Annotated in this window: 18 protein-coding genes and 2 tRNA genes; 11 read left to right on the forward strand and 9 right to left on the reverse strand. The window is 57.2% G+C overall.

The window, feature by feature from the left end; all coding sequences use genetic code 11:
* Window positions 1-935: 935 nt before the first annotated feature.
* Window positions 936-1,664 carry a hypothetical protein gene (locus tag ACA052_RS16365; protein WP_497645802.1) on the forward strand — a complete coding sequence of 243 codons (729 nt, stop codon included), beginning with the start codon at window positions 936-938 and terminating at the stop codon, window positions 1,662-1,664.
* A gap of 391 nt (window positions 1,665-2,055) precedes the next feature.
* On the opposite strand, the gene ACA052_RS16370 is transcribed toward ACA052_RS16365, so the two are convergent.
* The 9 genes from ACA052_RS16370 to ACA052_RS16410 form a co-directional block, all read right to left on the reverse strand.
* Window positions 2,056-3,204: an SH3 domain-containing protein gene (locus ACA052_RS16370; protein WP_497645803.1), complete on the reverse strand. Its 1,149-nt coding sequence runs from the start codon at window positions 3,202-3,204 to the stop codon at window positions 2,056-2,058.
* Between the two features lie 176 nt (window positions 3,205-3,380).
* A complete protein-coding gene (locus tag ACA052_RS16375) occupies window positions 3,381-4,127 on the reverse strand; it encodes a substrate-binding periplasmic protein (RefSeq protein ID WP_497645804.1) in 747 nt (248 codons plus the stop codon).
* A 1,107-nt stretch (window positions 4,128-5,234) separates the two neighbouring features.
* A tRNA-Cys gene (locus ACA052_RS16380) sits at window positions 5,235-5,308 on the reverse strand.
* A 46-nt stretch (window positions 5,309-5,354) separates the two neighbouring features.
* Window positions 5,355-5,430, reverse strand: a tRNA-Gly gene (locus tag ACA052_RS16385).
* Between the two features lie 63 nt (window positions 5,431-5,493).
* The gene (gene pgsA, locus ACA052_RS16390) at window positions 5,494-6,054 is read right to left on the reverse strand and encodes a CDP-diacylglycerol--glycerol-3-phosphate 3-phosphatidyltransferase (protein WP_059405901.1); all 561 of its coding nucleotides are present in this window, start codon (window positions 6,052-6,054) and stop codon (window positions 5,494-5,496) included.
* A 32-nt stretch (window positions 6,055-6,086) separates the two neighbouring features.
* Window positions 6,087-7,910 (reverse strand): excinuclease ABC subunit UvrC, encoded by a 1,824-nt coding sequence (gene uvrC / locus ACA052_RS16395; RefSeq protein ID WP_497645805.1) that lies wholly within the window; start codon window positions 7,908-7,910, stop codon window positions 6,087-6,089.
* A 2-nt stretch (window positions 7,911-7,912) separates the two neighbouring features.
* Complete coding sequence (gene gacA / locus ACA052_RS16400) at window positions 7,913-8,554, reverse strand: response regulator transcription factor GacA (RefSeq protein ID WP_008015884.1); 642 nt, start codon at window positions 8,552-8,554, stop codon at window positions 7,913-7,915.
* A 126-nt stretch (window positions 8,555-8,680) separates the two neighbouring features.
* Entirely contained in the window at window positions 8,681-9,124 is a 444-nt protein-coding gene (locus tag ACA052_RS16405; RefSeq protein ID WP_497645806.1) for a GNAT family N-acetyltransferase, read from the reverse strand.
* The gene (locus ACA052_RS16410; protein WP_497645807.1) at window positions 9,124-9,882 is read right to left on the reverse strand and encodes a carbon-nitrogen hydrolase family protein; all 759 of its coding nucleotides are present in this window, start codon (window positions 9,880-9,882) and stop codon (window positions 9,124-9,126) included. The genes ACA052_RS16405 and ACA052_RS16410 overlap by 1 nt, the downstream gene beginning before the upstream one ends.
* 625 nt (window positions 9,883-10,507) lie before the next feature.
* On the opposite strand from ACA052_RS16410, the gene ACA052_RS16415 reads away from it, so the two are divergent.
* The 10 genes from ACA052_RS16415 (at window position 10,508) to hbdH (ending at window position 22,725) form a co-directional block, all read left to right on the forward strand.
* On the forward strand, window positions 10,508-11,581 hold the full coding sequence (locus tag ACA052_RS16415) for a 3-deoxy-7-phosphoheptulonate synthase (protein WP_497645808.1): 1,074 nt from the start codon (window positions 10,508-10,510) through the stop codon (window positions 11,579-11,581).
* Window positions 11,582-11,808: 227 nt separating this feature from the next.
* Window positions 11,809-12,690: a lipase family alpha/beta hydrolase gene (locus ACA052_RS16420; RefSeq protein ID WP_497645809.1), complete on the forward strand. Its 882-nt coding sequence runs from the start codon at window positions 11,809-11,811 to the stop codon at window positions 12,688-12,690.
* A 93-nt stretch (window positions 12,691-12,783) separates the two neighbouring features.
* Window positions 12,784-13,065, forward strand: a complete 282-nt coding sequence (locus ACA052_RS16425) for a peptidylprolyl isomerase (RefSeq protein WP_497645810.1) — start codon at window positions 12,784-12,786, stop codon at window positions 13,063-13,065.
* Between the two features lie 133 nt (window positions 13,066-13,198).
* Window positions 13,199-15,067: an extracellular solute-binding protein gene (locus ACA052_RS16430; protein WP_497645811.1), complete on the forward strand. Its 1,869-nt coding sequence runs from the start codon at window positions 13,199-13,201 to the stop codon at window positions 15,065-15,067.
* Window positions 15,067-16,128, forward strand: a complete 1,062-nt coding sequence (locus ACA052_RS16435; RefSeq protein WP_497645812.1) for a microcin C ABC transporter permease YejB — start codon at window positions 15,067-15,069, stop codon at window positions 16,126-16,128. The genes ACA052_RS16430 and ACA052_RS16435 overlap by 1 nt, the downstream gene beginning before the upstream one ends.
* Window positions 16,128-17,150 carry an ABC transporter permease gene (locus ACA052_RS16440; protein WP_497645813.1) on the forward strand — a complete coding sequence of 341 codons (1,023 nt, stop codon included), beginning with the start codon at window positions 16,128-16,130 and terminating at the stop codon, window positions 17,148-17,150. The genes ACA052_RS16435 and ACA052_RS16440 overlap by 1 nt, the downstream gene beginning before the upstream one ends.
* Window positions 17,151-17,164: 14 nt before the next feature.
* A complete protein-coding gene (locus ACA052_RS16445) occupies window positions 17,165-18,736 on the forward strand; it encodes an ABC transporter ATP-binding protein (protein WP_497645814.1) in 1,572 nt (523 codons plus the stop codon).
* Between the two features lie 118 nt (window positions 18,737-18,854).
* Entirely contained in the window at window positions 18,855-20,270 is a 1,416-nt protein-coding gene (locus ACA052_RS16450) for a sigma-54 interaction domain-containing protein (protein WP_497645815.1), read from the forward strand.
* Window positions 20,271-20,552: 282 nt separating this feature from the next.
* On the forward strand, window positions 20,553-21,944 hold the full coding sequence (locus ACA052_RS16455; RefSeq protein WP_497645816.1) for a GntP family permease: 1,392 nt from the start codon (window positions 20,553-20,555) through the stop codon (window positions 21,942-21,944).
* A gap of 7 nt (window positions 21,945-21,951) precedes the next feature.
* On the forward strand, window positions 21,952-22,725 hold the full coding sequence (gene hbdH, locus ACA052_RS16460) for a 3-hydroxybutyrate dehydrogenase (RefSeq protein ID WP_497645817.1): 774 nt from the start codon (window positions 21,952-21,954) through the stop codon (window positions 22,723-22,725).
* The last annotated feature ends 28 nt before the right edge of the window (window positions 22,726-22,753 follow it).

Below are 22,753 nucleotides of genomic sequence, written 5' to 3' on the forward strand. Positions count from 1 at the left end.
CCTATCTCCTATCGTCTGAAAGCGGTATCTGTTCATCCGCCTCTGGGGTAGTCCTCTCACCAGGATCCTTCCAGTCTTCTGGACGATCATCGCTTGGATTTTTCAACGGATCGTATTTGTTCGGATCGTCTGGATCTAGCGTAGGTTCATCTGAACCTGGCTCAGGCTTGGATGGAACAGAACCTTGTGTTTGGTTTTGAAAACTCGAATCGGTAGACTTACCCATCTCACCAATGAGGTCCAGCTTTTCTGGGCCGTAATAGTTTGAATTTGGCAGGTGAAAAGTGTGCGACTGAGCAGATGAGCGGGCAGTAAAAAGCCCAGCGAGCGGCTGGACTTTTGGAGTTGCACGGACTTGCCCCCCATCTGCATCATAACTGACCAGTCATTTGCAGCAGACTTCACCAGCGCACGTGGGAATGACGACCGGTAGAGAACGGCCATTAGCTGTCGTTCGCAAAAGCGTCTACCGACGACCACTAAGTGCGCTTAGCCTGATGAAGCAAGCTCGGTTAAGTCACAGGAACGCAGCTTGCGGTCGAAAGCCAAGTTGGAAAGAGTCAGATCGCGTGTCTTCTCCACGAGCTGGAGTCTGAGTCAGGCGGCACAGATATCTCTGGTTCGAGGCGGGGCTTTCTAGCCTACTAATTTTTTCTGTTCCGAGACTATGGCTGTATTTGGCAAAAGTGTTTATGTGGTGTCCTCCATGGAGGGGAGGAAAAGCGTGGCTCAGTCACAGTGCGCCGTGGTTGCTATTCGACCTTAGCGGGTCATCGCCAGGATCTTCGTACGTTGCCTTACAAGTTCATCCTTTGCTCTCAATATTGTATAAAGGCGATACGTAGCATCCTGCGATGCGCATCTGCATACGCTTCGTGAACTTACGTAAAAATGGCGCAAGAGCATCAAGCTCGTTAGATAAAAGTAAATGATTATTGATAGTCGAGAAAAGAGATGGAAAGCAATCCGAAAAAAACGCAGCTAAATATGCAGTGGAAGAATTTCAGGAAACTTGCGAAGAATATTTATTCTGCTTGATGTTTGCCGCTAGGGGAATAGAAACAAACGGAGACCTGATTGCCAAGGAAAAGGCGAAGCCCGGTCAGAAAATTTGGATAGCATCTGATACTGAAACCGACCCGAAGTATCATGCTCGAATGGATATTTCGACGTTTGTCGAAAAATCTAAGAAAAATGGATTTTTTATAAATGAAATTTGTAAATCTTTATTGTGTAGTATTTATTCGCTATGGGATGAAACTTATCGACAGAGAATAGCCAAAGCAGCTGGAGTTGATGCTAGCGCACTGATTGTACCACTGATGGGGGACTTGCGGAAAATTCGGCACTGCATCCTGCACAATAAGTCCACAATACCCGCAGAGGGTTATCAGTTCGAGATGCTTGATTGGAAGTTGGAGCCTGGCACCCTCGCGATTACAGCAGAAATGTTCCGTGACCTCATTGTCATGACCAGAACCAAAATGACCATTGAAGTAGCTTCGCTAACTCCCGAAATGAAAGAAATTTATCAGCTCATGACACAGAAAGAGCAAAAAGGTTTTGATGATTGGTATAAAAAGCCTGGAAACAAAAGAGACGATATCCCATGGCCAGGGATGGATGCGGTGCTAAAAAGGGTTAATGAAAAAAAGAAAAATTAGAGAAATTTATAGGCCCCTTGAAGCATCCAAAAATTTAGTTGCATGCATGTCAGGGCCAGTTTCTATCATTTTTGCTGAATGCGTCCAAAATGGCTGAAATGCCGGAGCTAATTTCTTGATCGGCGAGTTGCTGGATTTGGTTTGCCGGAAGGATGAATCGCGTCAAATGTGGTGGGCTGCGTTTGCATATTCGCGAGCGAATGACGGCCCGCTTTTGGCAGATGCATTCCTTTGTCGGTGTCTGCTATGGGTCGGTTTCAGCCGGTCGTGGAGGGCAGGACTTGGCAAGGAGCTGCCATTCGTTACGGGCAACTCACAAGCAAGCGCAGCCATTCACCGCACCACCTCTTGAAAGACGAACCTAACCGCGAAGCTTGCAACTTAAATCGATCTACTTCCTAATTTTCTTCAAAAATTTAGTGGAAATGTAACCGTCTATCAAGAATCCATCGTGCTCATATGATACGTAGAGCCAGGTGCGATCCTCCTTTCCTAAGACAACTACAGGAGCATATTGAGGCAGGGTCATTATCACCGTCGATTTCATACCCGGCGCCACCCTCAGTCGAACGTCAGAACAAGTTACAAGACGAACATCACCTGGTTTGCCAGCGAGATTGGAGTGTATGAAACGCCTTAACTCCGCGAAGGATTTTGTTTGCGGCATGCGCGCATTGATATCCACCAAACCCGTTCGCACTGCCTCCCAGTTAATCAGCACAGCCAACGCAGGCGCAATACAAACCAGCCACAAATACAAGATCCAAGTCGGAATTACTGAAAGTACTGGTCTTGCGCTGGGATCGAAAATCACTTCCCCGTTGAAGTAGTCTCCAATCGATAGCGAGTCCTCGATATCAGCAATAACTTGATCCGGTTTTACCTCTGTTGTAAATATTTCTCTGCTCTTATCTGACCGAGCGACAAGCTCGCCTACCACTGCATCGAACGTTAAGCCCCAAGTTAGCGTCTGTTCAGCGATCTGCCTCAACTGACCGTTGTCGCCCCAAGTCTTCGTCTGCTCAGCAAACTGCTGCAACTGAGCACTGTTACCCCAAGCTTTGGCCTGCTCAGCAAGCTGCTTCAACTGAGTGCTGCTACCCCAAGCCTTCGCCTGCTCAGCAAGCTGCTTCAACTGGGCGCTGCTATCCCATGCCCTGGCCTGTTCAGCGATCTGCTTTAACTGAGTGTTGCTTCCCCAAGCCTTTGCCTGTTCAGCGATCTGCCTTAACTGAGCGTTGTCGCCCCAATCCTTGATCTGTTCGGCGATTTGCTTCAACTGAGTGTTGCTACCCCAAGCCTTGGCCTGTTCAGCGATCTGCCTTAACTGAGTGTTGTCGCCCCAAGCCTTGGCTTGCTCAGCAAGCTGCTTTAACTGAGTGTTGCTACCCCAAGCCTTGGCCTGTTCAGCGAGCTGCTTTAACTGAGCGTTATCGCCCCAAGCCTTGGTCTGGTCAGCGAGCTGCTTCAACTCATCGCTGTTATTCCGAGCTTCAGTTGGACCTAAAAGGGATATACGCTCATTTTCCGTCTCGTTCATTCCAAAGTCTTCTCGCCAAGAGTTGTGAGGGCCTAAGGTATCGTAGATCACCTTTTGCGAGTGTCCATTTTGGGTCGTTGGCAGCCCTTCACGACAGGCGAAAGCTGGCCGAAAGTGGACGTCAAACGCCATCCGCGCGACCTTGGGATTCATCAGCAATTCGAGCAGGCTGTACGCTAAGGCTTCAACACCAAAGCTGCGGTTGCAGAGGGCTGAGTGACCGACTGAATCACTTTCTGATACTCACCTGTTTGCTTTAGCGCCACTAGCGCCTTATTGAAGCGCCTCAGTGCTGGCTCCAAATTCATAGCTTTGCTAAAGGCCAAATGCAGAGAGTCGCGAACCAGCGGTTTGGGTAGCAGCACAAATTGGCTTCGATTCGCCTTAAGCCGAGCGTCCGAGGCCAGTATTACCTCAAGCCCGGAAACGCCATTGCCAATAATCGCCACATCTATGCGGCCGACCAGTAGTTTTAGCAGCCTCGATTGCTCACCGTGTTCACGTTCAACGTGTAGCTCTCCGTTACTGATGGCCTGGTCAACGGTTTCACCATAGCTGGCACCCGACAGGCCGCCGAGCTGCTTACCCTGCAAGTCTTTGAGTGTATTGAAGTCAAACTCGTGGCCTTTTAAAACCACCAAACTAATGTCGTCGTCGTAAATCGGTAATGAGAAATCGTAGAATTTTTCGCGCGCCTTGTTACGCGAAATATTGGTGATGCCGCCGTCGCTATTTTGGGCATTCTTCAATGCTCGCTTCCATGGCAGTAAGCGCAGCTCATAGGTATCGCCGGTATCTTTTTCCAGTCTGGCGAAGATCGCCGGCAGGATTCCAGCGGGCTGATCGTGATCCAGGTAAATAATCGGCGGGTAGTTATTGTCGCCATAGATCACCAGACTCTCTGCGCTAGCGCGCAGCGTCATGCAAGAAAGTACCCAAGCGCAACCGCAGTAGAGAAGTAGCCTTCTTATCGTCATAAGGGTCTCTTTCAAGTAATCCTGAAGACTATCAGGCAACCGAAAATATGCACGCTATTGCTCCAGGGAAACTTTGAAGATGAATCGTAGTTTGGTAGGCGCTCGACGGATGTTTCTGGCCGATTGTCCCTGTCGCCACGGGCAGCTCGGCGCCGTTCTCTGCCGGTCATGCCCACGAACCGTCTTGGTCAAATCCGATGCAAATGACTGTTCAAGTCTGTGTAATTACCCATGTCATAAGCGAAGTCGATCCGTGGTCGGGTTGAGTGACAGACCTCGCAAACGGACCAATCGGAAAGTCGCGGCGGATGTAGCCAATTTAGAAATAGTCGCTGCGGGTTTCTAGACTGCTTTCACCACGGGTATAGACGGGGCTGTCGTCGAATGCGTACAACTCCTGCTCCAGTGGAATTGACGAAAACTGAAAGTCGGATCGATGAAGCCGTAATCAGCCAAATCAATCGGGGATGATCGCAATTGCTTACGACATGCATAATTGCTTCCTAAGCGATCTCAGGGCGAATAGTCCCTGGGCCGGCAGTATGACAGTCGCATTGCCGCGCATCTGTAGCCAGAGGCTCCACACGCCTGTGCAGATGGCAATCACTGCCCCAACACGCGTGATAATCTTCGTCAAAGACTCAATGTCCATGTGCCCTTCTCAACGCCTTCGTGGTGGCAAATTGTTACCAAACCATGCAGCAAATCCTGTCTTTAAATCCTACTAATATCCTGGCGTTACCAAAACGTTACCAGAGGATTTTTGAATGAAAAACAAAAAACCCACGCAGCTCATAAGCCACGCGGGTTTCAGATGTATACTAAATAGTTTAATAACTAATACATGAGGGATTTTAAGTCCCATGCGTCTACCAGTTTCGCCATTCGGGCGGTAGCGCGATGCAGCAATCTGCCTTGTTTGGCAGAGGGGGAAATATATACATCCCGCCCCAGTGAAGCAAGTTCACGAACCTCCTTTTCAAGACTAAATCTTTCAGGAGGACGCCAATAAAAAAGCTCCGTAAATCATAGATCTACGGAGCTTGTTTATAGTGGAGGCCGAGGTCGGAATCGAACCGGCGTAGGTGGATTTGCAATCCACTGCATAACCATTTTGCTACTCGGCCTCAAACATTTGATGTCATGTAGCGCAACAACAAATGTGTACAAACTTGGAGCGGGAAACGAGACTCGAACTCGCGACCCCGACCTTGGCAAGGTCGTGCTCTACCAACTGAGCTATTCCCGCGTCTTGGTGTGGCGCATTCTATAGAATCCAGAAGCCCCGTCAACCCTTTGATTCAAAAAAGTTTTATTTCTTTTCTACGTCGGTCTTCAGATGCGGCCAGGCAGCCCGCAAGTATTGGACCATGGACCACAATGTCAGGCCTGCGGACACCATCAGCAAGGCGTAACCCACCAGGACCCAGAAGCTGAAGTCCGACGGATTGGCCAGCAGAATCACCAGTGCCAGCATTTGTGCGGCGGTTTTCCATTTACCCAGGTTGGACACGGCGACGTGCGCACGAGCGCCGAGTTCGGCCATCCACTCGCGCAGTGCTGAAACGACAATCTCGCGGCCGATGATGACGGCGGCGGGCAGCGTGAGCCACAGGTTGCCGTGTTCTTGCACCAGCAGTACCAGCGCAACGGCGACCATCAGTTTGTCAGCCACAGGATCGAGAAATGCCCCGAATGGCGTGCTTTGCTCCAGACGTCGCGCCAGATACCCGTCCAGCCAGTCGGTGGCGGCGGCAAAGGCGAAGACCGACGCGGACGCCAGGTAGCTCCATTGGTAAGGCAGGTAGAACAGTAAAATGAAGATCGGGATGAGCAGGACGCGTAGAACGGTAATCAGATTAGGGATATTCATCGGCACAACTGGCTACGAGGTGAGGTGGCATTCTACTCGCTGTGCAGATTTGCATAAATCAACTCTGCGAGCTTTTTACTGATCCCGGGTGCTTTGGCGATCTCTTCGATGCTGGCACGAGACAGCTCCTGCAATCCACCAAAATGTTTCAACAAATCGCGGCGACGTGTCGGCCCGACCCCGGCGACGCCCTCAAGTGTAGACGTGCGGCGGGTTTTGCCACGACGTGCGCGGTGCCCGGTGATTGCGAAACGGTGAGCTTCGTCACGGATCTGCTGGATCAAGTGCAGTGCGGGTGAATCACCACGCAAGGTGAACTCATGGGCGGCATCGTTCAGGTACAAGGTTTCGAAACCGGCCTTGCGCGTTGCGCCTTTGGCCACGCCCAGCAGAATAAGGTCAGGCACCGCCAGCTCATTGAGCACATCGCGGGCCATGGACAACTGCCCCTTGCCGCCGTCCACCAGCAGGATGTCCGGCAGCTTGCCCTCCCCGTCCTTCAGCTTGCTGAAGCGCCGGGTCAGGGCCTGATGCATCGCGGCGTAGTCATCGCCCGGCGTGACGCCTTCGATGTTGTAGCGCCGGTAATCGGACTTGATCGGGCCTTCAGGGCCAAACACGACGCAGGAGGCCACGGTCGCTTCGCCGCTGGAATGGCTGATGTCGTAGCACTCGAGACGCTGCGGTGGTTCGTCCAGGTTCAGCACTTCTGCCAGGGCATCGAAACGTGCCGCAACGTGTTGACGGTTGGCCAGGCGTGCGCCCAGCGCCTGTTCGGCATTGGTGACCGCCAATTGCTGCCAGCGGGCTCGCGTACCACGAACCCTGTGGCTGATGGTCAGTTCGCGACCCCGTAATTCTTCAATGGCCGCAATCAGGGTCGGGAAGTCCTCGTGAACCACGTTGACGATGAGTTCACTTGGCAAGTCGCGTTCCGGGCTGCTGATGAAGTAATGACCGAGAAACGCCGCCATCACTTCGGAAACGTCTTCTTCAATGCCCACCTGCGGGAAGAAGTTCTTGCTCCCCAGCACCCGACCGCCGCGCACGCTGATCAAATGAACACACGCACCGCCCGGGTTGATAAACGCGGCGATCACGTCGACGTCGCCCGTCCCGCCTTCCATGCTTTGCTGATCCTGGACCCGACGCAACAACGAGATCTGGTCCCGCAACTCGGCAGCACGCTCGAATTCGAGGTTGATCGCCGCCTCCTCCATTCCGGCGGACAACTCATCCGTCAGTGCATTGCTGCGGCCTTCAAGGAACATCACCGAATGTCGAACGTCTTCGGCGTAGACCTCCGGCTCCACAAAGCCGACACAAGGCGCCTTGCAGCGTTTGATCTGGTACTGCAGGCATGGTCGCGTACGGTTCTTGTAATAGCTGTCTTCGCACTGACGGACGAAAAAGGTTTTTTGCAGCAGGCTCAGGCTTTCGCGAATCGCACCGGCGCTGGGGTAAGGACCAAAATATTTGCCCTTGGCCTTCTTCGCACCACGATGGATGCTCAAGCGTGGGAACTGGCCATCCGAGAGAAAGACATACGGGTAGGATTTATCGTCGCGCAGCAGGATGTTGTAAGGCGGCCGCCATTCCTTGATCAGCGTCTGCTCAAGCAGCAACGCTTCGGTTTCATTGGCCGTGATCGTGGTCTCGACCTGTGCGATCCGCGCGACGAGCGCAGCGGTCTTGGGTGCAAGGCCGGATTTGCGAAAGTAACTCGACAGGCGATTCTTGAGGTTCTTGGCCTTGCCGACGTAGAGCAGGCGTGCCTCGCTGTCGAACATGCGATACACACCGGGACGCCCACTGACCGTCGACAGGAAGGCGCTTGGATCGAAGGCTTCAGTCATTTTCAGAGGCTGGCATCAACCATGCCGTGACGAACCGCCAACAGCGTCAACTCGACATCGCTGCTGATCGAAAGCTTCTCGAAAATGCGGTATCGGTAGGTGTTTACGGTTTTTGGCGACAGGCACAACTTATCGGAAATGATCTGGACTTTCTGACAGCCGACAATCATCAGCGCGATCTGGATTTCACGCTCCGACAACGCGTCGAAAGGCGAATCGTTGGTGGGCTGGAAAGACTTGATCGCCAGCTGCTGGGCTATCTGCGGACTGATGTAGCGTTGCCCGGCAAACACCAGCCGGATGGCCTGGACCATTTCCGGCAACCCGGCGCCCTTGGTCAGATAGCCTGCAGCCCCCGCCTGCAGCAGGCGTGTAGGAAACGGATCTTCTTCGCACACGGTGACCGCGACAACCTTGATATCCGGATGACTGCGCAACAGTTTGCGCGTGGCTTCAAGACCGCCGATACCGGGCATCTTGACGTCCATCAACACCACATCGGGTTTCAACTCACGCGCCTTGAGCAGGGATTCTTCCCCCGACTCAGCCTGGCCGACTACTTGCAGGCCATCGATGTCAGCCAGCATTCGTGTAATGCCTGTACGAACGAGATCATGGTCATCGACTACTAGCACCCTAATCAAGCAGACACCTCGCGATATGGTCCTATTGGGTTGCCGACACCTTAGCAAAAAGCAACTGGCAGACCTAGCGGCAAGCGTCATATAAAAAGTTTCAATACATCTTGAAAGGCTTGTCTTATGCGTGTTTCAGCGATCCAGTGTATCGACATCGCGCTGCATTCTCAGGAAACACTCGTCTTCGCCGACCACCTCCAGGCCCTTTCTCTCATACAACGCTTTCGCCGGATTGTTTTCAAAAACCGTCAAACGCAACGCCGGGCGTCGCTCCCTGCACGCCATCGCCAATACCTGATCAATCACCCAGGAACCGGCGCCCTGCCCTCGAAACGCTTCCAGCATGTGCAATTCACGGATATACAACGCCTTTGCGTCACGGCTCAGACTGACATATCCGAGCGACACATCCTCTCGCACAACCAGCCAGTTTTCGCGCCCTGCCCAGGCCACATCAAACGCCTCGTCCTGCCACAGCAGATCGTGCTGAATGTAATAGCGCAGCATGTTGCGACAGGTAAGATCGCGGGCAAAGTCTAGGTCGCCGGACGTCGCCGGGCGTAATTCAAACCCCATCAGGCCTGCGCCACAGCGACTGTTTGCCCCGTCCAGCCACGCGCATCGCGACGAGCCACAACGAGCAGATTGCCCGCCCCCGGTGCGGCCGAGATCAGCGAACCGCCCGACGCCCAGATCGCGCTGCGTCCCGCCGACTCCCAACCTCCCGTCGCCCCACCGTGGTTCGCCATTAGCACCACCATCGAATGGGTGCGGGCATAACCTTGTAAGAGCGCGGTATCCGGGGCGTAGCCGTTTTCCGTGATGAGCACGCCTGCCGCGTAGACATCAGCCCCCTGCTGCGCCGCCGCTGCCGCATGGCTGGCGTGGGAAAAATCCGCGCACACCGCCAACGCAACAGTGTCGGCACCGATGGTCAAGGTCGAGCCGCCGCAGCCCGGCGCAAACACCAGCTCCTCGCCTGCATGCAAATGTTGCTTGCTGTAGATCCCCAGCGAGCCATCGGCACCCAAGACCAGCGCTCCGATCAATACTGGAGAATCTTCCGACAGCTGAATTGGCATCCCGACGACAGTCGTTACTCCGACTTCCCGCGCGAAATCGCGCAGCGACTGCAGGACCTCCGCGTCCGGTGCAATGGCCAGTTCGGCCGCCAGCCCTCGCTCGTACCCAGTCAGCGACAACTCCGGGAACACCAGCAATTGCACGCCCTGCTCTGCAGCCACCTGCATGAAACGCTGATGCCCGGCGATATTGGCGGCGAGATCACCCGCGATGGAGATCGATTGAGCGGCGGCGATTATCAATGGCGTCATGGGGCGTCCTTGAGACGGTGTCTTGGGTCCGGGCTGCGAGTGTGCCACACCCTTTGACGCACTCAAGCGATAGAAAACACCCTCGGCAACTCATAGCAATTTCTGATTGAATCCGCGTACCGGCCTCTAGTAAGCTCGGCGCATCCATCGGAGACAGACCATGTTCAACGCCCTCTCACCGCTTCGTACCGTCAGCGCCCTGCGCTCGGTTGCGGCTGCCCGGGTGAACGACGTTTGCGCTCCGGTCAGCTTTTATTTTGGGTATTGGTTTAGCCACTGGCGCGCCTGATACCCACACGGCGCCCATTTTAAACGGGTCGCCACCTGAGAATTCTCAACCCCCGGTCGGCTTCCCGACCGGGGGTTTTGTTTTTTCAGCCCCAGACTTTTTAGCGACACACCAGACATTCAGAGGATTCAAAAAATGAACTACGCCACTTATTACCGTTACGACAGTTTTACCGCCTGGCGATTTACCAGCCTCCGCTCGGGACAGCCTGCCGCCTCCGATCGGTCACCCACAGGTGGCAAGCACACCCACGCAGCCAATCCGGCCAATTGTCGAACACCCCACTAGGGCCGAGCGCGCGGGAGCGAACCCGCCGCCAGCCCAGGAAGCCCGAATATGAACTCGTCCGTCTCTGCTCTGCCGCTGTCCGCCCTGAGCCCTGCCAATGAAGCGCTGACCCTGCGTCTGCCCAGCTCGTTGCAACTCAAACAGCAATTGCCACTCAGCAATGCCCTGACCCGACAAGTCGCCGCCCACCGCGATGCGGTCCGCGCGATCCTCAACGGTGAAGACTCCCGTTTGCTGGTGATTGTCGGCCCTTGCTCGATTCACGATCCGCAGTCAGCCCTCGAATACGCCAGCAACCTGGCCCGACTCGCCGCCGACGTCAGCGATGAAATGCTCCTGGTGATGCGCGCCTACATCGAAAAACCCCGCACCACCATCGGCTGGAAAGGCCTGGCCTACGATCCGCAACTGGATGGCAGTGATGACATGGCCGGTGGCCTGACCCTGTCCCGCGAACTGATGCGCGAAATGCTCCGCCTCGGCTTGCCGATTGCCACTGAACTACTGCAACCGATGGCCGCCGGTTACTTCGACGATCTGCTGAGCTGGGTCGCCATTGGTGCGCGCACCACCGAATCGCAAATCCATCGGGAAATGGCCAGCGGCCTGAGCATGCCGGTCGGGTTCAAAAACGGCACCGACGGCGGTGTCGGCGTCGCCAGTGACGCCATGCGCTCGGCCGCCCATCCGCATCGCCATTTCGGTGTCGACAGCCAAGGGCACCCCGCGATCATCCAGACCCCGGGGAATGCGGACACTCATTTGGTATTGCGCGGCGGTCATCGTGGGCCGAACTACGACCGCGACAGCGTCGCCCAGGTGCACAGCGACCTGACCCGGCTGAAAATCCCGGCGCGGATAATGGTCGATTGCAGCCACGCCAACAGCGGCAAAGATCCGCTGCGTCAGCCGGCGGTGTTCAACGATGTGCTTGAACAACGCTTGCAAGGTGACCGCTCGCTGATCGGCATGATGATCGAGAGTCATCTGTTCGAGGGGTGTCAGCCGCTGAGTTCGTCGCTGCAATACGGCGTGTCGGTGACGGATGGCTGCCTGGGATGGACCGGAACAGAAGACCTGTTGCGCGAGGCCGCGCAACGACTGCGAACGCAACACAGCTAATAGGCAAATGACCTTCTGGAGGTAGGCCATTACACAAATGTGTTCTGCCTCCGGTTAAAGGACGTCGGGATGGTCCGACAAAGACCTCATCCACATTCGAACTTTCTTACCTTTTCTATACCGTTTTCATCAGGTTACAGCGGCTTTTTCATACATCGCCTGCACGCCAGAGTGCTTTAGAGTGAGCCGCAAGCACACCCATGAACTCCTGCGAAAAAGGTATGAACATGCAACGGAATGCAGCCACGCAATATCCGATCCTCCTGGTCCACGGGCTCTTCGGCTTCGATCGCATCGGCAAAGTCGAACTGTTCCATGACGTCAAACAAGCCCTCCGAAGTGCCGGCGCCAGGGTGTTTATCCCGCACCTGTCGGCTACCCATAGCAACGAAGCTCGGGGTGACCAACTGCTGGCACAGATCGAACGGGTGCTGGAAGGAACCGGCGCGGACAAAGTCAACTTGATCGGTCACAGTCAAGGCGCGCTCGCCGCGCGTTATGCGGCGGCGATTGCACCGCATGCCGTCGCCTCCGTGACCTCTGTCAGCGGGCCGAACCACGGCTCGGAACTGGCCGATTTCCTGCGTAAAGCCCTGACGCCCGGACGCTTGCCGGAACATGTGGCCGAGACGGTCGCCACGCTGTTCGCCGACTTTCTGTCATTGCTGAGCGGCAACCCCGATCTGCCGCAGAACGCCGTCGCGGCGCTCAACGCGCTGACCACCGAAGGCGTAGGCGCATTCAACGACAAGTACCCTCAGGGGCTGCCGAAAACCTGGGGCGGCAAGGGCCGCGAATGGGTCAACGGTGTTGGCTACTATTCCTGGAGCGGCATCCTGACCGGGAACATCCTCGATGAAGGACTGACTGCGTTCGACCCGCTGCAAGGACTATCCCGGGCTTTTTCCCGGTATTTCACCACCGAAGCCGAGCAGAACGATGGCGTGGTCGGGCGCTACAGTTCGCATTTGGGCAAAGTGATCCGCTCGGATTATTCGCTGGATCATCTGGACAGCATCGGCCAGACCGCCGGTCGCGTGCGCAAAGGTGTCGACCCGGTCGGTCTGTATGTGCAGCATGTCGAGCGCCTCAGAAAAGCCGGTTTGTAAGGGAATGCCATCCCAGCGGAACTTTGAGAAGAAATAGACTACTGAATCCGGTAGGCTCAGCACTTTACTGAACATTGAAAGGAGCATTTTCCTATGCCTAAAGCCACTGCCCGTCACATCCTGGTTGCCTCGGAAGCCAAGTGCAACGAACTCAAAGCCCAGATCGAAGGTGGCGCTGATTTCGCCGACGTTGCCAAAGCCAACTCCACCTGCCCGTCCAGCCGTCAGGGCGGCGACCTGGGTTCGTTCGGCCCGGGCCAGATGGTCAAGGAATTCGACACCGTGGTTTTCAGCGCACCGATCAACGTCGTGCAAGGCCCGGTCAAGACCCAGTTCGGTTACCACTTGCTGGAAGTGACCAGCCGTCAGGACTGATCAACGCCTGAGTTTCCTGAACTTCGGCCCGCCTTATGGTGGGCCGTTGTGTTTGGAACGCGATACGGCTGGCGAGGGACGCGCCGCTGGCGTACAAATTGTGGATATTGACCACCCGGCTTTAAGGCTGACGATGCGACTGGCTTTCCCCACTTTGTTGTTCACTGCCGTGGCGCTGCTGTCGAGCGTCGCTGGTGTGAACGCTGCCCCGCAACATGCGCTGACTGTGTACGGCGAACCGGCAAAATACCCTGCCGGCTTCAGTCATTTTTCCTACACCAACCCGCAAGCACCCAAGGGCGGCACGATGCGTCGCTCGGCGATCGAAATCGGCCACTTCGACCATATCCTGCCCTACATCGACAAGGGCATCGGCGTCACGCAAGTTGACGGCTTGCTCTATTCGCCCCTGGCGCAGCGCTCGCTCGACGAGCCTTACACCGTCTACGGCCTGGTCGCGCAGAAAATGGAGCGATCCGAGGATGGCTTGTCCCTGCGCTTCTACCTCAACCCCAAGGCTCGTTTCGCCGACGGGGCACCGATCACCGCCGAAGACGTGCGTTACACCTACGACCTGCTGATGACCCAAGGCAGCCTGCGTTATCGCACCCAGTTCTCCGACGTCAAAGGTGTCGAAGTGGAATCACCGCTCACGGTTCGGTTCGACTTCAAAAGCAATGAAAACCGTACGCTGCCGCTGGATGTCGCGACGTTGCCGGTGTTTCCCGAGCACTGGTGGAAAACCCGTGACTTCGCCAGCGGTGGCGGTTACGAGGCCCCGCTGGGCAGCGGCCCGTACAAGATAAGCAAGGTCGACTCCGGGCGCAGCATCACCTTTGAGCGCAATGCCGATTGGTGGGGCAAGGATTTACCGGTCAGTCGCGGCCTCTACAATTTCGATCATTTCAGCATTGAGTACTTCGGCGATACCGACGTGGCGCGCCAGGTCTTGCGTGGCGGCGCCTACGACTACAACCGGGAATTCTCCGCCACCGGTTACTCCATCGGGTACGAAAGCCCGGCACTGAGCGACGGCCGCCTGCAAAAGTCGCACCTAGCGCAACAAGCTCCGCAACCGAGCCAAGGCTTTGTGTTTAACCTGCAAAACCCGATATTCCAGGATCGCCGGGTGCGCCAGGCACTGGCTATGCTTTGGGATTTCGAGTGGAGCAACCGGCAGATGATGCGCAACATGTACATCCGCCAGCAGAGCTTTTTTTCCAACACCGACCTCGCCGCCCGACAGTTGCCGGATGCCGGTGAATTGGCGATTCTTGAGCCGTTACGCGGGCAGATTCCTGACGAAGTGTTCACCACCGTCTTCGAAGCCCCGAAAACCGATGGCAGCGGCGTGATCCGCGACAAGCAACTGCAAGCCCTGGACTTGCTCGAACAGGCCGGCTGGAAACCCGATGGCGATCAACTGGTCAACGCTGACGGCCACGCGCTCAGCTTCACCTTCCTGGTCAGCCAGAACGGCATGGATCGATTGCTGCTGCCTTATAAACGCACGCTGAAACAGATCGGCATCGACCTGAATATCCGTCGTATCGATTCGTCGCAGTACGTCAATCGCCTGATGAGCCGCGACTACGACATGATCGTCACCGGTTACCCGGTCACCACGTCGCCGGGGGGCGAATTGCTCAATTATTTCGGTTCGGTCTCGGCCAATGATCCCGGCGCCAATAATTACATGGTGCTGAAGAACCCGGCCGTAGACACCCTTATCACCGGGCTGATCCGCGCCACCACCCAGCCAGAGATGCTGCGCTATGCCCACGCGCTGGACCGGGTGCTGCAATGGAACTACTACTGGATTCCCAACTATTACCCGCCGGGCACCTCCACCGTCTGGTGGAACCGCTTCGGCAGGCCCAACGAGCAGGCGAGCAATGACGAAGCCATCGAGAGCTGGTGGGAAACCAGCACGACGCCGCTGACCAACCAACAGATGACCAACGAACTGATCAGCCGTGGCAAACCCGGAGGACCGCACTGATGTGGGCTTATATCGCGCGGCGCCTGTTGTTGATCCTGCCGACGCTGGTGATCATTCTCCTGGTCAACTTCGTCATCGTCCAGGCCGCGCCGGGTGGCCCGGTGGAACAGGCCATCGCGCACCTGCAAGGCATTGGCGGCGCGAGTGTCGGCGGCGGTTCCGGCGAAACCATGTCCGGCACTTCGCGCGCCAGTCGCGGCCTCGATCCGCAGATGATCAAGGACATCGAAAAACAATACGGCTTTGACAAGCCCGCCCACGAACGCCTGTGGTTAATGCTCAGCAGCTACGCGCGCCTGGACTTCGGCAAGAGTTTCTTCCGCGGCGCCACGGTCACCGACCTGATCCTGGAAAAAATGCCGGTCACCATTTCCCTCGGGCTGTGGGCGACGCTGATCACCTACCTGGTATCGATTCCGCTGGGTATCCGCAAGGCCGTGCACCATGGCAGCCATTTCGATATCTGGAGCAGCACTGCAATCATCATCGGCTATGCCATGCCGGCGTTCCTGTTTGCAATGTTCCTGATCGTGGTCTTCGCCGGGGGCACGTCGCTGAACTGGTTCCCGGTCCGGGGGCTGGTCTCCGACAACTTCGAATCGCTGTCGACCGTGGGCAAGATCGCCGACTACTTCTGGCATTTGGTGCTGCCCGTCACCGCCCTCGTGATCGGCGGTTTTGCGACCCTGACCATCCTGACCAAAAACTCATTCCTCAATGAAATCACCCGCCAGTACGTGGTTACCGCTCGCGCCAAAGGCATGAGCGAGCGACGCGTGCTGTATGGCCATGTGTTTCGCAACGCGATGTTGCTGGTGGTGTCGGGTATTCCCCAGGCCTTCATCAGTGTGTTCTTCGCCGGCTCGTTGCTGATCGAAGTGATTTTTTCCCTCGATGGGCTGGGTCGCATGAGCTACGAAGCCGCCGTATCGCGGGACTATCCGGTGGTGTTCGGCTCGCTGTTCATCTTCACCCTGTTTGGCCTTTTGATAAAACTGGTCGGCGACCTTTGCTACACCCTGGTTGACCCGCGCATCGACTTCGCCGCGAGGAACGCCTGATGTTCAAGCTCTCGCCGTTAGGCCGTCGGCGTTTCGAACGTTTCAAGAAAAACCGTCGCGGCTGGTGGTCGTTGTGGTTGTTTGTCGGGCTGTTCCTGCTGACCTTGGGTGGCGAACTGATCGCCAACGACAAACCGCTGATCGTCAGTTACCAGGGTTCGCTGTACTTCCCGGCCTTCAAGCGTCACACCGAGCAGGAGTTCGGCGGGCAGTTGCCCTTCCAGGCCGACTACCGCAGTGAGTATGTGCAGAAGCTGATCAAGCAGGATGGCGGCTGGTTGCTGTTTCCACCGATCCCGTTCAGTGACGACACGCCGAACTATGACCTGAACAAACCGGCGCCCAGTCCGCCGTCCAGCGTCAACTGGCTGGGGACTGACGACCAGGCGCGCGACGTAATGGCGCGAGTGATTTTCGGTGCGCGGGTCTCGATCCTGTTTGCGCTGATGCTGACCTTTGTCAGTGCGCTGATCGGCATTGCCGCTGGCGCACTGCAAGGCTATTACGGCGGCTGGATCGATCTGATCGGTCAACGGTTGCTGGAGGTGTGGTCCGGGTTGCCGGTGCTGTACCTGCTGATCATCCTCTCCGGGTTCGTCGAACCGAATTTCTGGTGGTTGCTGGGGATCATGGCCTTGTTTTCGTGGCTGGCGCTGGTGGACGTGGTGCGCGCCGAGTTCCTGCGCGGGCGCAACCTGGAATACGTCAAGGCCGCCCGCGCACTGGGCCTGACCGACCGCAAAGTCATCGTGCGGCACATCCTGCCGAACGCGATGAACGCGACCCTGAGTTATTTGCCGTTCATTCTGACCGGGGCGATTTCCACGCTGACGGCCCTGGATTTCCTCGGTTTCGGCATGCCGGCCGGCAGCGCGTCGCTGGGCGAGTTGATCGGCCAGGGCAAGCAGAACCTGCAAGCGCCGTGGCTGGGACTGACGGCGTTTTTCGCCCTGGCGCTGATTCTTTCTTTATTGGTGTTTATCGGGGAGGCGTTGCGAGATGCCTTTGACCCACGGTCATGACGCGGACGGATGATATGAGCAACCTGATCGAAATCCGTAACCTCTGCGTCGCCTTCAACGGCCAGACGGTGGTACGCAACTTGTGCCTGGACATCCTGCCCGGCGAATGCCTTGCCCTGGTCGGCGAGTCGGGCTCCGGCAAATCAGTGACCGCGCATTCGATCTTGCAGCTGCTGCCCGAGACCGGCGCCGAGTCCACCGGCAGCATCCGTTATCGCGGCAAGGAACTGCTTGGCGCGTCATCCAAGGTGCTGCGTGAGCTGCGCGGCAACCGGATCGCGATGATCTTCCAGGAGCCGATGACCTCGCTGAACCCGTTGCACAGCGTCGAAAAACAGATCGGCGAAACCCTGCTGTTGCATAAAGGCCTGACCGGCAAAGCGGCGCAAGCGCGGATTCTTGAGTTACTGCATCTGGTGGGCATTCAGAAACCCAAGGAGCGGCTCAAGGCTTACCCGCATCAACTGTCCGGCGGCCAGCGCCAACGGGTGATGATCGCCATGGCCCTGGCCTGCGAGCCAGAGTTGTTGATCGCCGACGAACCGACGACGGCACTGGACGTGACGGTACAGCGCAAGATCCTGCTACTGCTCAAATCCCTGCAACAGCGGCTCGGCATGTCATTGCTGCTGATCAGTCACGACCTCAATCTGGTGCGCAGCATTGCCCAGCGCGTGTGCGTGATGAAGGCCGGGGAGATCGTCGAACAGGCGCCCAGCGAGACGCTGTTCACCGAGCCGAAACACCCTTACAGCTGCGTGCTGCTGAACGCCGAGCCGGAAGGCGAAGCGTTGCCTCGGGACGCGCGTGAAAAAGTCCTGGAGGTGGAAAACCTGAGTGTGAAATTCGCCCTCAGTGGCGGACTGTTTCAACGCAAGACGTACCTCACGGCCGTGGACGGTATCAGCCTGAATGTGCAGCGTGGGAAAACCTTGGGCATCGTCGGCGAATCCGGTTCGGGCAAATCGACGCTGGGCCAGGCAATTCTGCGCCTGCTCGATTCCGAGGGCAGCATTCGCTTCGAGGGCGAGGCGCTAGACAGCCTGACGCAAAAGCAGCTGCGCCCGTGGCGCAAACGAATGCAGGTGGTGTTCCAGGACCCCTACGGCAGCCTCAGCCCGCGGATGTCCGTGGCACAGATCATCAGCGAAGGCCTTGAAGTTCATAGCGAACTGACCGCCGACGAATGCAAGGCCGAAGTGATCCGCGCCCTGGAGGAAGTCGGCCTCGACCCGCAGAGCCGTCATCGCTATCCGCACGAATTCTCCGGGGGCCAACGCCAACGCATCGCCATCGCCCGGGCGCTGGTGCTCAAACCGGCGCTGATCCTGCTGGACGAACCGACCTCGGCGCTGGATCGTACCGTGCAAAAACAAGTGGTGGCCCTGCTCCGCCACCTTCAGGAAAAACACGGCCTGACCTATCTGTTCATCAGTCATGACCTGGCGGTGGTCCGCGCGCTGGCCCACGACATGATCGTGATCAAGGACGGCAAAGTGGTGGAAAGCGGCGCCAGCCACGAGGTGTTCGACTCACCGCAGCATCCGTACACCAAAGAGCTGTTGGCGGCGGCGCATCCGCGGTAGGCATAATCCACCGGAAAAGATCGCAGCCTTCGGCAGCTCCTACACTGATCGCATTCCCCTGTAGGAGCTGCCGAAGGCTGCGATCTTTTGATCTTGATCTTCGACATTGGACGCTGCCATGAACACCACCGAAAGCCTCAAGGATTACCAGCGCGTGCGCTTGCTGGCGATCCGCTCATTGTTCGAAATCATCGAGCAATCCAGCGAAGGCACGGTGATTGTCGATCGTGACGCCAACATTGTCTGGATGAATGAGCGCTACGCCCGGCGCTTTGGTCTGGAATCGGCTGAAGTCGCCATCGGCAAGGCCTGCGAAAGCGTGATTCCCGGCAGTCTGCTGCGTGAAGTGGTGCGCACTGGCCGGCCGATCCTGCTCGACATGCAGGACACTCCCAAGGAACCGCTGGTGGTCATGCGCCTGCCGATTCATGACGATGCCGGCGTGGTGATCGGTGCCATCGGGTTTGCGCTGTTCGACGAATTGCGCAGCCTGTCGCCGATGCTCAAGCGCTACATGAGCATGCAGGAAGAACTGGCCTCGACCCGTTCGCTGTTGCGGGCACGGCAGACCAAGTACAACTTCGCCCATTTCATCGGTACCAGCGCGGCCAGCCTGGAAGTCAAACGCCGGGCCCGGCGCAGTGCCAGTGCCGAGTCGCCGGTGTTGCTGCTCGGTGAAACCGGCACCGGCAAGGAATTGCTGGCCCAGGCCATTCACGGTGCATCGCCACGGGCGCACAAGGCATTTGTCAGCATCAACAGCGCGGCAATTCCCGAGGCGCTGCTCGAAGCCGAATTCTTCGGCACTGCGCCCGGCGCATTTACCGGCGCCGATCGCAAAGGTCGCGTCGGCAAGTTGCAGATCGCCCAGGGCGGTACGTTGTTTCTCGATGAGATCGGCGACATGCCGTTGCCGTTGCAAAGCAAGCTGCTACGGGTATTGCAGGAAAAGGAATTCGAGCCGGTGGGCTCAAACGAAGTGATCCAGAGCGATGTACGGATCATCGCGGCGACGTCTACCGACCTGGAAGCGGCGATCAAACGCGGTGAATTTCGTGCCGACTTGTATTACCGCTTGAACGTACTGCCGATCAATGTGCCGCCGCTGCGTGATCGTCTGGATGATCTGCCGGCCCTGAGTGAAGCGATTCTCGAAGAACTGCGCAGCCAGCATGAGTTGAACCGCGAAGCGCTGGCATTGTTGGCTCAGCATGCCTGGCCGGGGAATATTCGTGAATTGCGCAACGTGCTGGAACGGGCGGCGTTGCTCAGTGACGACCTGATATTAAATGCGACGGATATCCGCGCGGCGATCGGGACGTTCATGCCGGTGCAGCGCGTGGCGCCGTTGGTGATTGAGGCGGTTGTGCACGAGACGTTCAGTGCGGCACGGGAACGGTTTGATCGACAGCTGATTGAAGCGGCCCTTGCGCAATGCGGGGGCAAGGTGATTGAAGCGGCGGCGCGGCTGGGGCTGGGGCGGTCTACTTTGTATAAGAAAATGGTGGCGTTGGGGATTGCTGAGTCTCTGTAAGGAGACATTAATCTCCGTTTATAGAATTATTTTTTAGATCAAAAGATCGCAGCCTTCGGCAGCTCCTACAGGGGATTTTGCGTTTCCTTGTAGGAGCTGCCGAAGGCTGCGATCTTTTCCAGGCGCCGATAGTCTCCAAACAGAGATAATCGTCTGAAATTCATTCTGCCAGATTAATATATATCCTTATATTTCAATCACTTAAGTGAATGGCACGAAACTCGCTATAGCCATCCCCCGCAACGTTCTACCCTAAAAAAATAACAATCCAGGAGACACACCATGAGTGTGATCATTGCCTTGGCAGCCCTCGCGCTGCTGATGCTCGCGGCCTACCGTGGCTACAGCGTTATCCTCTTTGCCCCGATTGCCGCCCTCGGCGCTGTCCTGCTCACCGACCCGTCCGCCGTCGCCCCTGCCTTCACCGGGGTGTTCATGGAGAAAATGGTCGGCTTCATCAAACTGTATTTTCCGGTATTCCTGCTCGGTGCGGTGTTCGGCAAGCTAATTGAGCTGTCGGGCTTCTCGCGCTCCATCGTCGCGGCGGCGATTCGGTTGCTCGGCACGCGTCAGGCGATGCTGGTGATTGTGCTGGTTTGCGCCCTGCTGACGTACGGCGGCGTGTCGTTGTTTGTGGTGGTGTTCGCGGTCTACCCGTTTGCCGCCGAGATGTTCCGCCAAAGCAATATCCCGAAACGCTTGATCCCGGCGACCATCGCCCTCGGCGCGTTTTCATTCACCATGGACGCCCTGCCCGGCACCCCGCAAATCCAGAACATCATCCCCAGTACGTTCTTCAATACCACGGCCTGGGCCGCGCCATGGCTAGGCCTGGTCGGTACGATTTTCGTGTTTTGCGCCGGCATGCTGTTTCTGCAACGCCAGCGCAACAAGGCCCAACGCTCAGGCGAAGGCTATGGCACCGAACTGCGCAACGAGCCAGAAACCGCGGCCGACATCAAGCTGCCCAATCCATGGATCGCGCTGTCACCGCTGCTGGCCGTCGGCATCATGAACCTGCTGTTTACCCAGTGGATTCCACAGTGGTACGGCAAGACTCACAACCTTCAGCTTCCGGGCATGGCCGCGCCGGTGACCACTGAAATCGCCAAACTGACGGCGATCTGGGCAGTTCAGGCCGCGTTGCTGGTTGGCATCATCATGGTGCTGGTGTTCGGCTTCCAGGCGATTCGCAGCAAGCTTGCCGAAGGCAGTAAAAGTGCGGTCAGCGGCGCGTTGCTCGCGGCGATGAACACCGCGTCGGAATACGGTTTTGGTGCGGTGATCGCCTCCTTGCCGGGCTTCCTGGTGCTGGCCGACTGGCTCAAGAGCATTCCCAACCCGCTGGTCAACGAAGCGATTACCGTGACCTTGCTGGCCGGCATCACCGGCTCCGCATCGGGCGGCATGAGCATCGCCCTGGCCGCCATGGCCAATGATTTCATCGCAGCGGCCCACGCCGCCAACATCCCGCTGGAAGTGCTGCACCGGGTGGCCGCGATGGCCAGTGGCGGCATGGACACCCTGCCGCACAACGGCGCGGTGATCACCTTGCTGGCGGTCACCGGTCTGACCCATCGCGAGGCCTATAAAGACATTTTCTGTATTACGATCATCAAGACCCTGGCGGTCTTCGTAGTGATCGGCACTTTCTACGCCACTGGCATTGTGTGAGGTTTTCATGACGACTCTTTCGGGCAAGACCGCACTGGTTACCGGTTCCACCAGCGGCATCGGCCTGGGCATCGCCCTCAGCCTGGCCAAGGCTGGCGCCAACGTGGTCCTCAATGGTTTCGGCGATGCCTCCAAGGTTATCGCCGAGGTCCAGCAGTTCGGCGGCAAGGTCGGACATCACCCGGCCGACGTCAGCGACCCGGCGCAGATCGCCGACATGATTGCCTACGCCGAGCGTGAATTCGGCGGCATCGACATTCTGGTCAATAACGCCGGCATCCAGCATGTGGCCGCGGTGGAAGATTTTCCTGTGGAGCGCTGGGATTCGATCATTGCGATCAACCTGTCGTCGGTGTTTCACAGCACCCGCCTGAGCCTGCCGCGCATGCGTGCGAAGAATTGGGGCCGGATCATCAATATCGCCTCGGTGCATGGTCAGGTCGGTTCGGTGGGCAAGGCGGCGTACGTGGCGGCCAAGCATGGGGTCATCGGTTTGACCAAGGTGGTGGGCCTGGAAACGGCCACCACTAACGTCACCTGCAACGCGATCTGTCCAGGCTGGGTGTTGACGCCGCTGGTGCAGAAACAGATTGATGACCGCATTGCCACCGGGATTGATCCGCAGCAGGCGCAACATGACTTGCTGGCCGAGAAGCAGCCGTCGCTGGAGTTCGTGACACCGCCGCAGCTGGGTGAACTGGTGCTGTTTTTGTGCAGCGAAGCCGGTAGCCAGGTGCGTGGCGCGGCGTGGAATATTGATGGTGGGTGGTTGGCGCAGTAGTCAGCCGTTAGACCGAGTTATCGTTCTT

It is taken from the genome of Pseudomonas sp. LBUM1644 (assembly GCF_059716195.1).

Bases quoted from the DNA above. Each gene is read 5' to 3' on its own strand.
- ACA052_RS16440 (WP_497645813.1), top strand. From the start codon at position 16,128: ATGTTCAAGCTCTCGCCGTTAGGCCGTCGGCGTTTCGAACGTTTCAAG.
- ACA052_RS16425 (WP_497645810.1), top strand. From the start codon at position 12,784: ATGCCTAAAGCCACTGCCCGTCACATCCTGGTTGCCTCGGAAGCCAAG.
- hbdH (WP_497645817.1), top strand. From the start codon at position 21,952: ATGACGACTCTTTCGGGCAAGACCGCACTGGTTACCGGTTCCACCAGC.
- ACA052_RS16435 (WP_497645812.1), top strand. From the start codon at position 15,067: ATGTGGGCTTATATCGCGCGGCGCCTGTTGTTGATCCTGCCGACGCTG.
- ACA052_RS16430 (WP_497645811.1), top strand. From the start codon at position 13,199: ATGCGACTGGCTTTCCCCACTTTGTTGTTCACTGCCGTGGCGCTGCTG.
- ACA052_RS16445 (WP_497645814.1), top strand. From the start codon at position 17,165: ATGAGCAACCTGATCGAAATCCGTAACCTCTGCGTCGCCTTCAACGGC.
- ACA052_RS16375 (WP_497645804.1), bottom strand. From the start codon at position 4,127: ATGACGCTGCGCGCTAGCGCAGAGAGTCTGGTGATCTATGGCGACAAT.
- ACA052_RS16450 (WP_497645815.1), top strand. From the start codon at position 18,855: ATGAACACCACCGAAAGCCTCAAGGATTACCAGCGCGTGCGCTTGCTG.
- ACA052_RS16420 (WP_497645809.1), top strand. From the start codon at position 11,809: ATGCAACGGAATGCAGCCACGCAATATCCGATCCTCCTGGTCCACGGG.
- ACA052_RS16455 (WP_497645816.1), top strand. From the start codon at position 20,553: ATGAGTGTGATCATTGCCTTGGCAGCCCTCGCGCTGCTGATGCTCGCG.
- uvrC (WP_497645805.1), bottom strand. From the start codon at position 7,910: ATGACTGAAGCCTTCGATCCAAGCGCCTTCCTGTCGACGGTCAGTGGG.
- ACA052_RS16405 (WP_497645806.1), bottom strand. From the start codon at position 9,124: ATGGGGTTTGAATTACGCCCGGCGACGTCCGGCGACCTAGACTTTGCC.
- ACA052_RS16415 (WP_497645808.1), top strand. From the start codon at position 10,508: ATGAACTCGTCCGTCTCTGCTCTGCCGCTGTCCGCCCTGAGCCCTGCC.
- pgsA (WP_059405901.1), bottom strand. From the start codon at position 6,054: ATGAATATCCCTAATCTGATTACCGTTCTACGCGTCCTGCTCATCCCG.
- ACA052_RS16370 (WP_497645803.1), bottom strand. From the start codon at position 3,204: ATGAACGAGACGGAAAATGAGCGTATATCCCTTTTAGGTCCAACTGAA.
- ACA052_RS16410 (WP_497645807.1), bottom strand. From the start codon at position 9,882: ATGACGCCATTGATAATCGCCGCCGCTCAATCGATCTCCATCGCGGGT.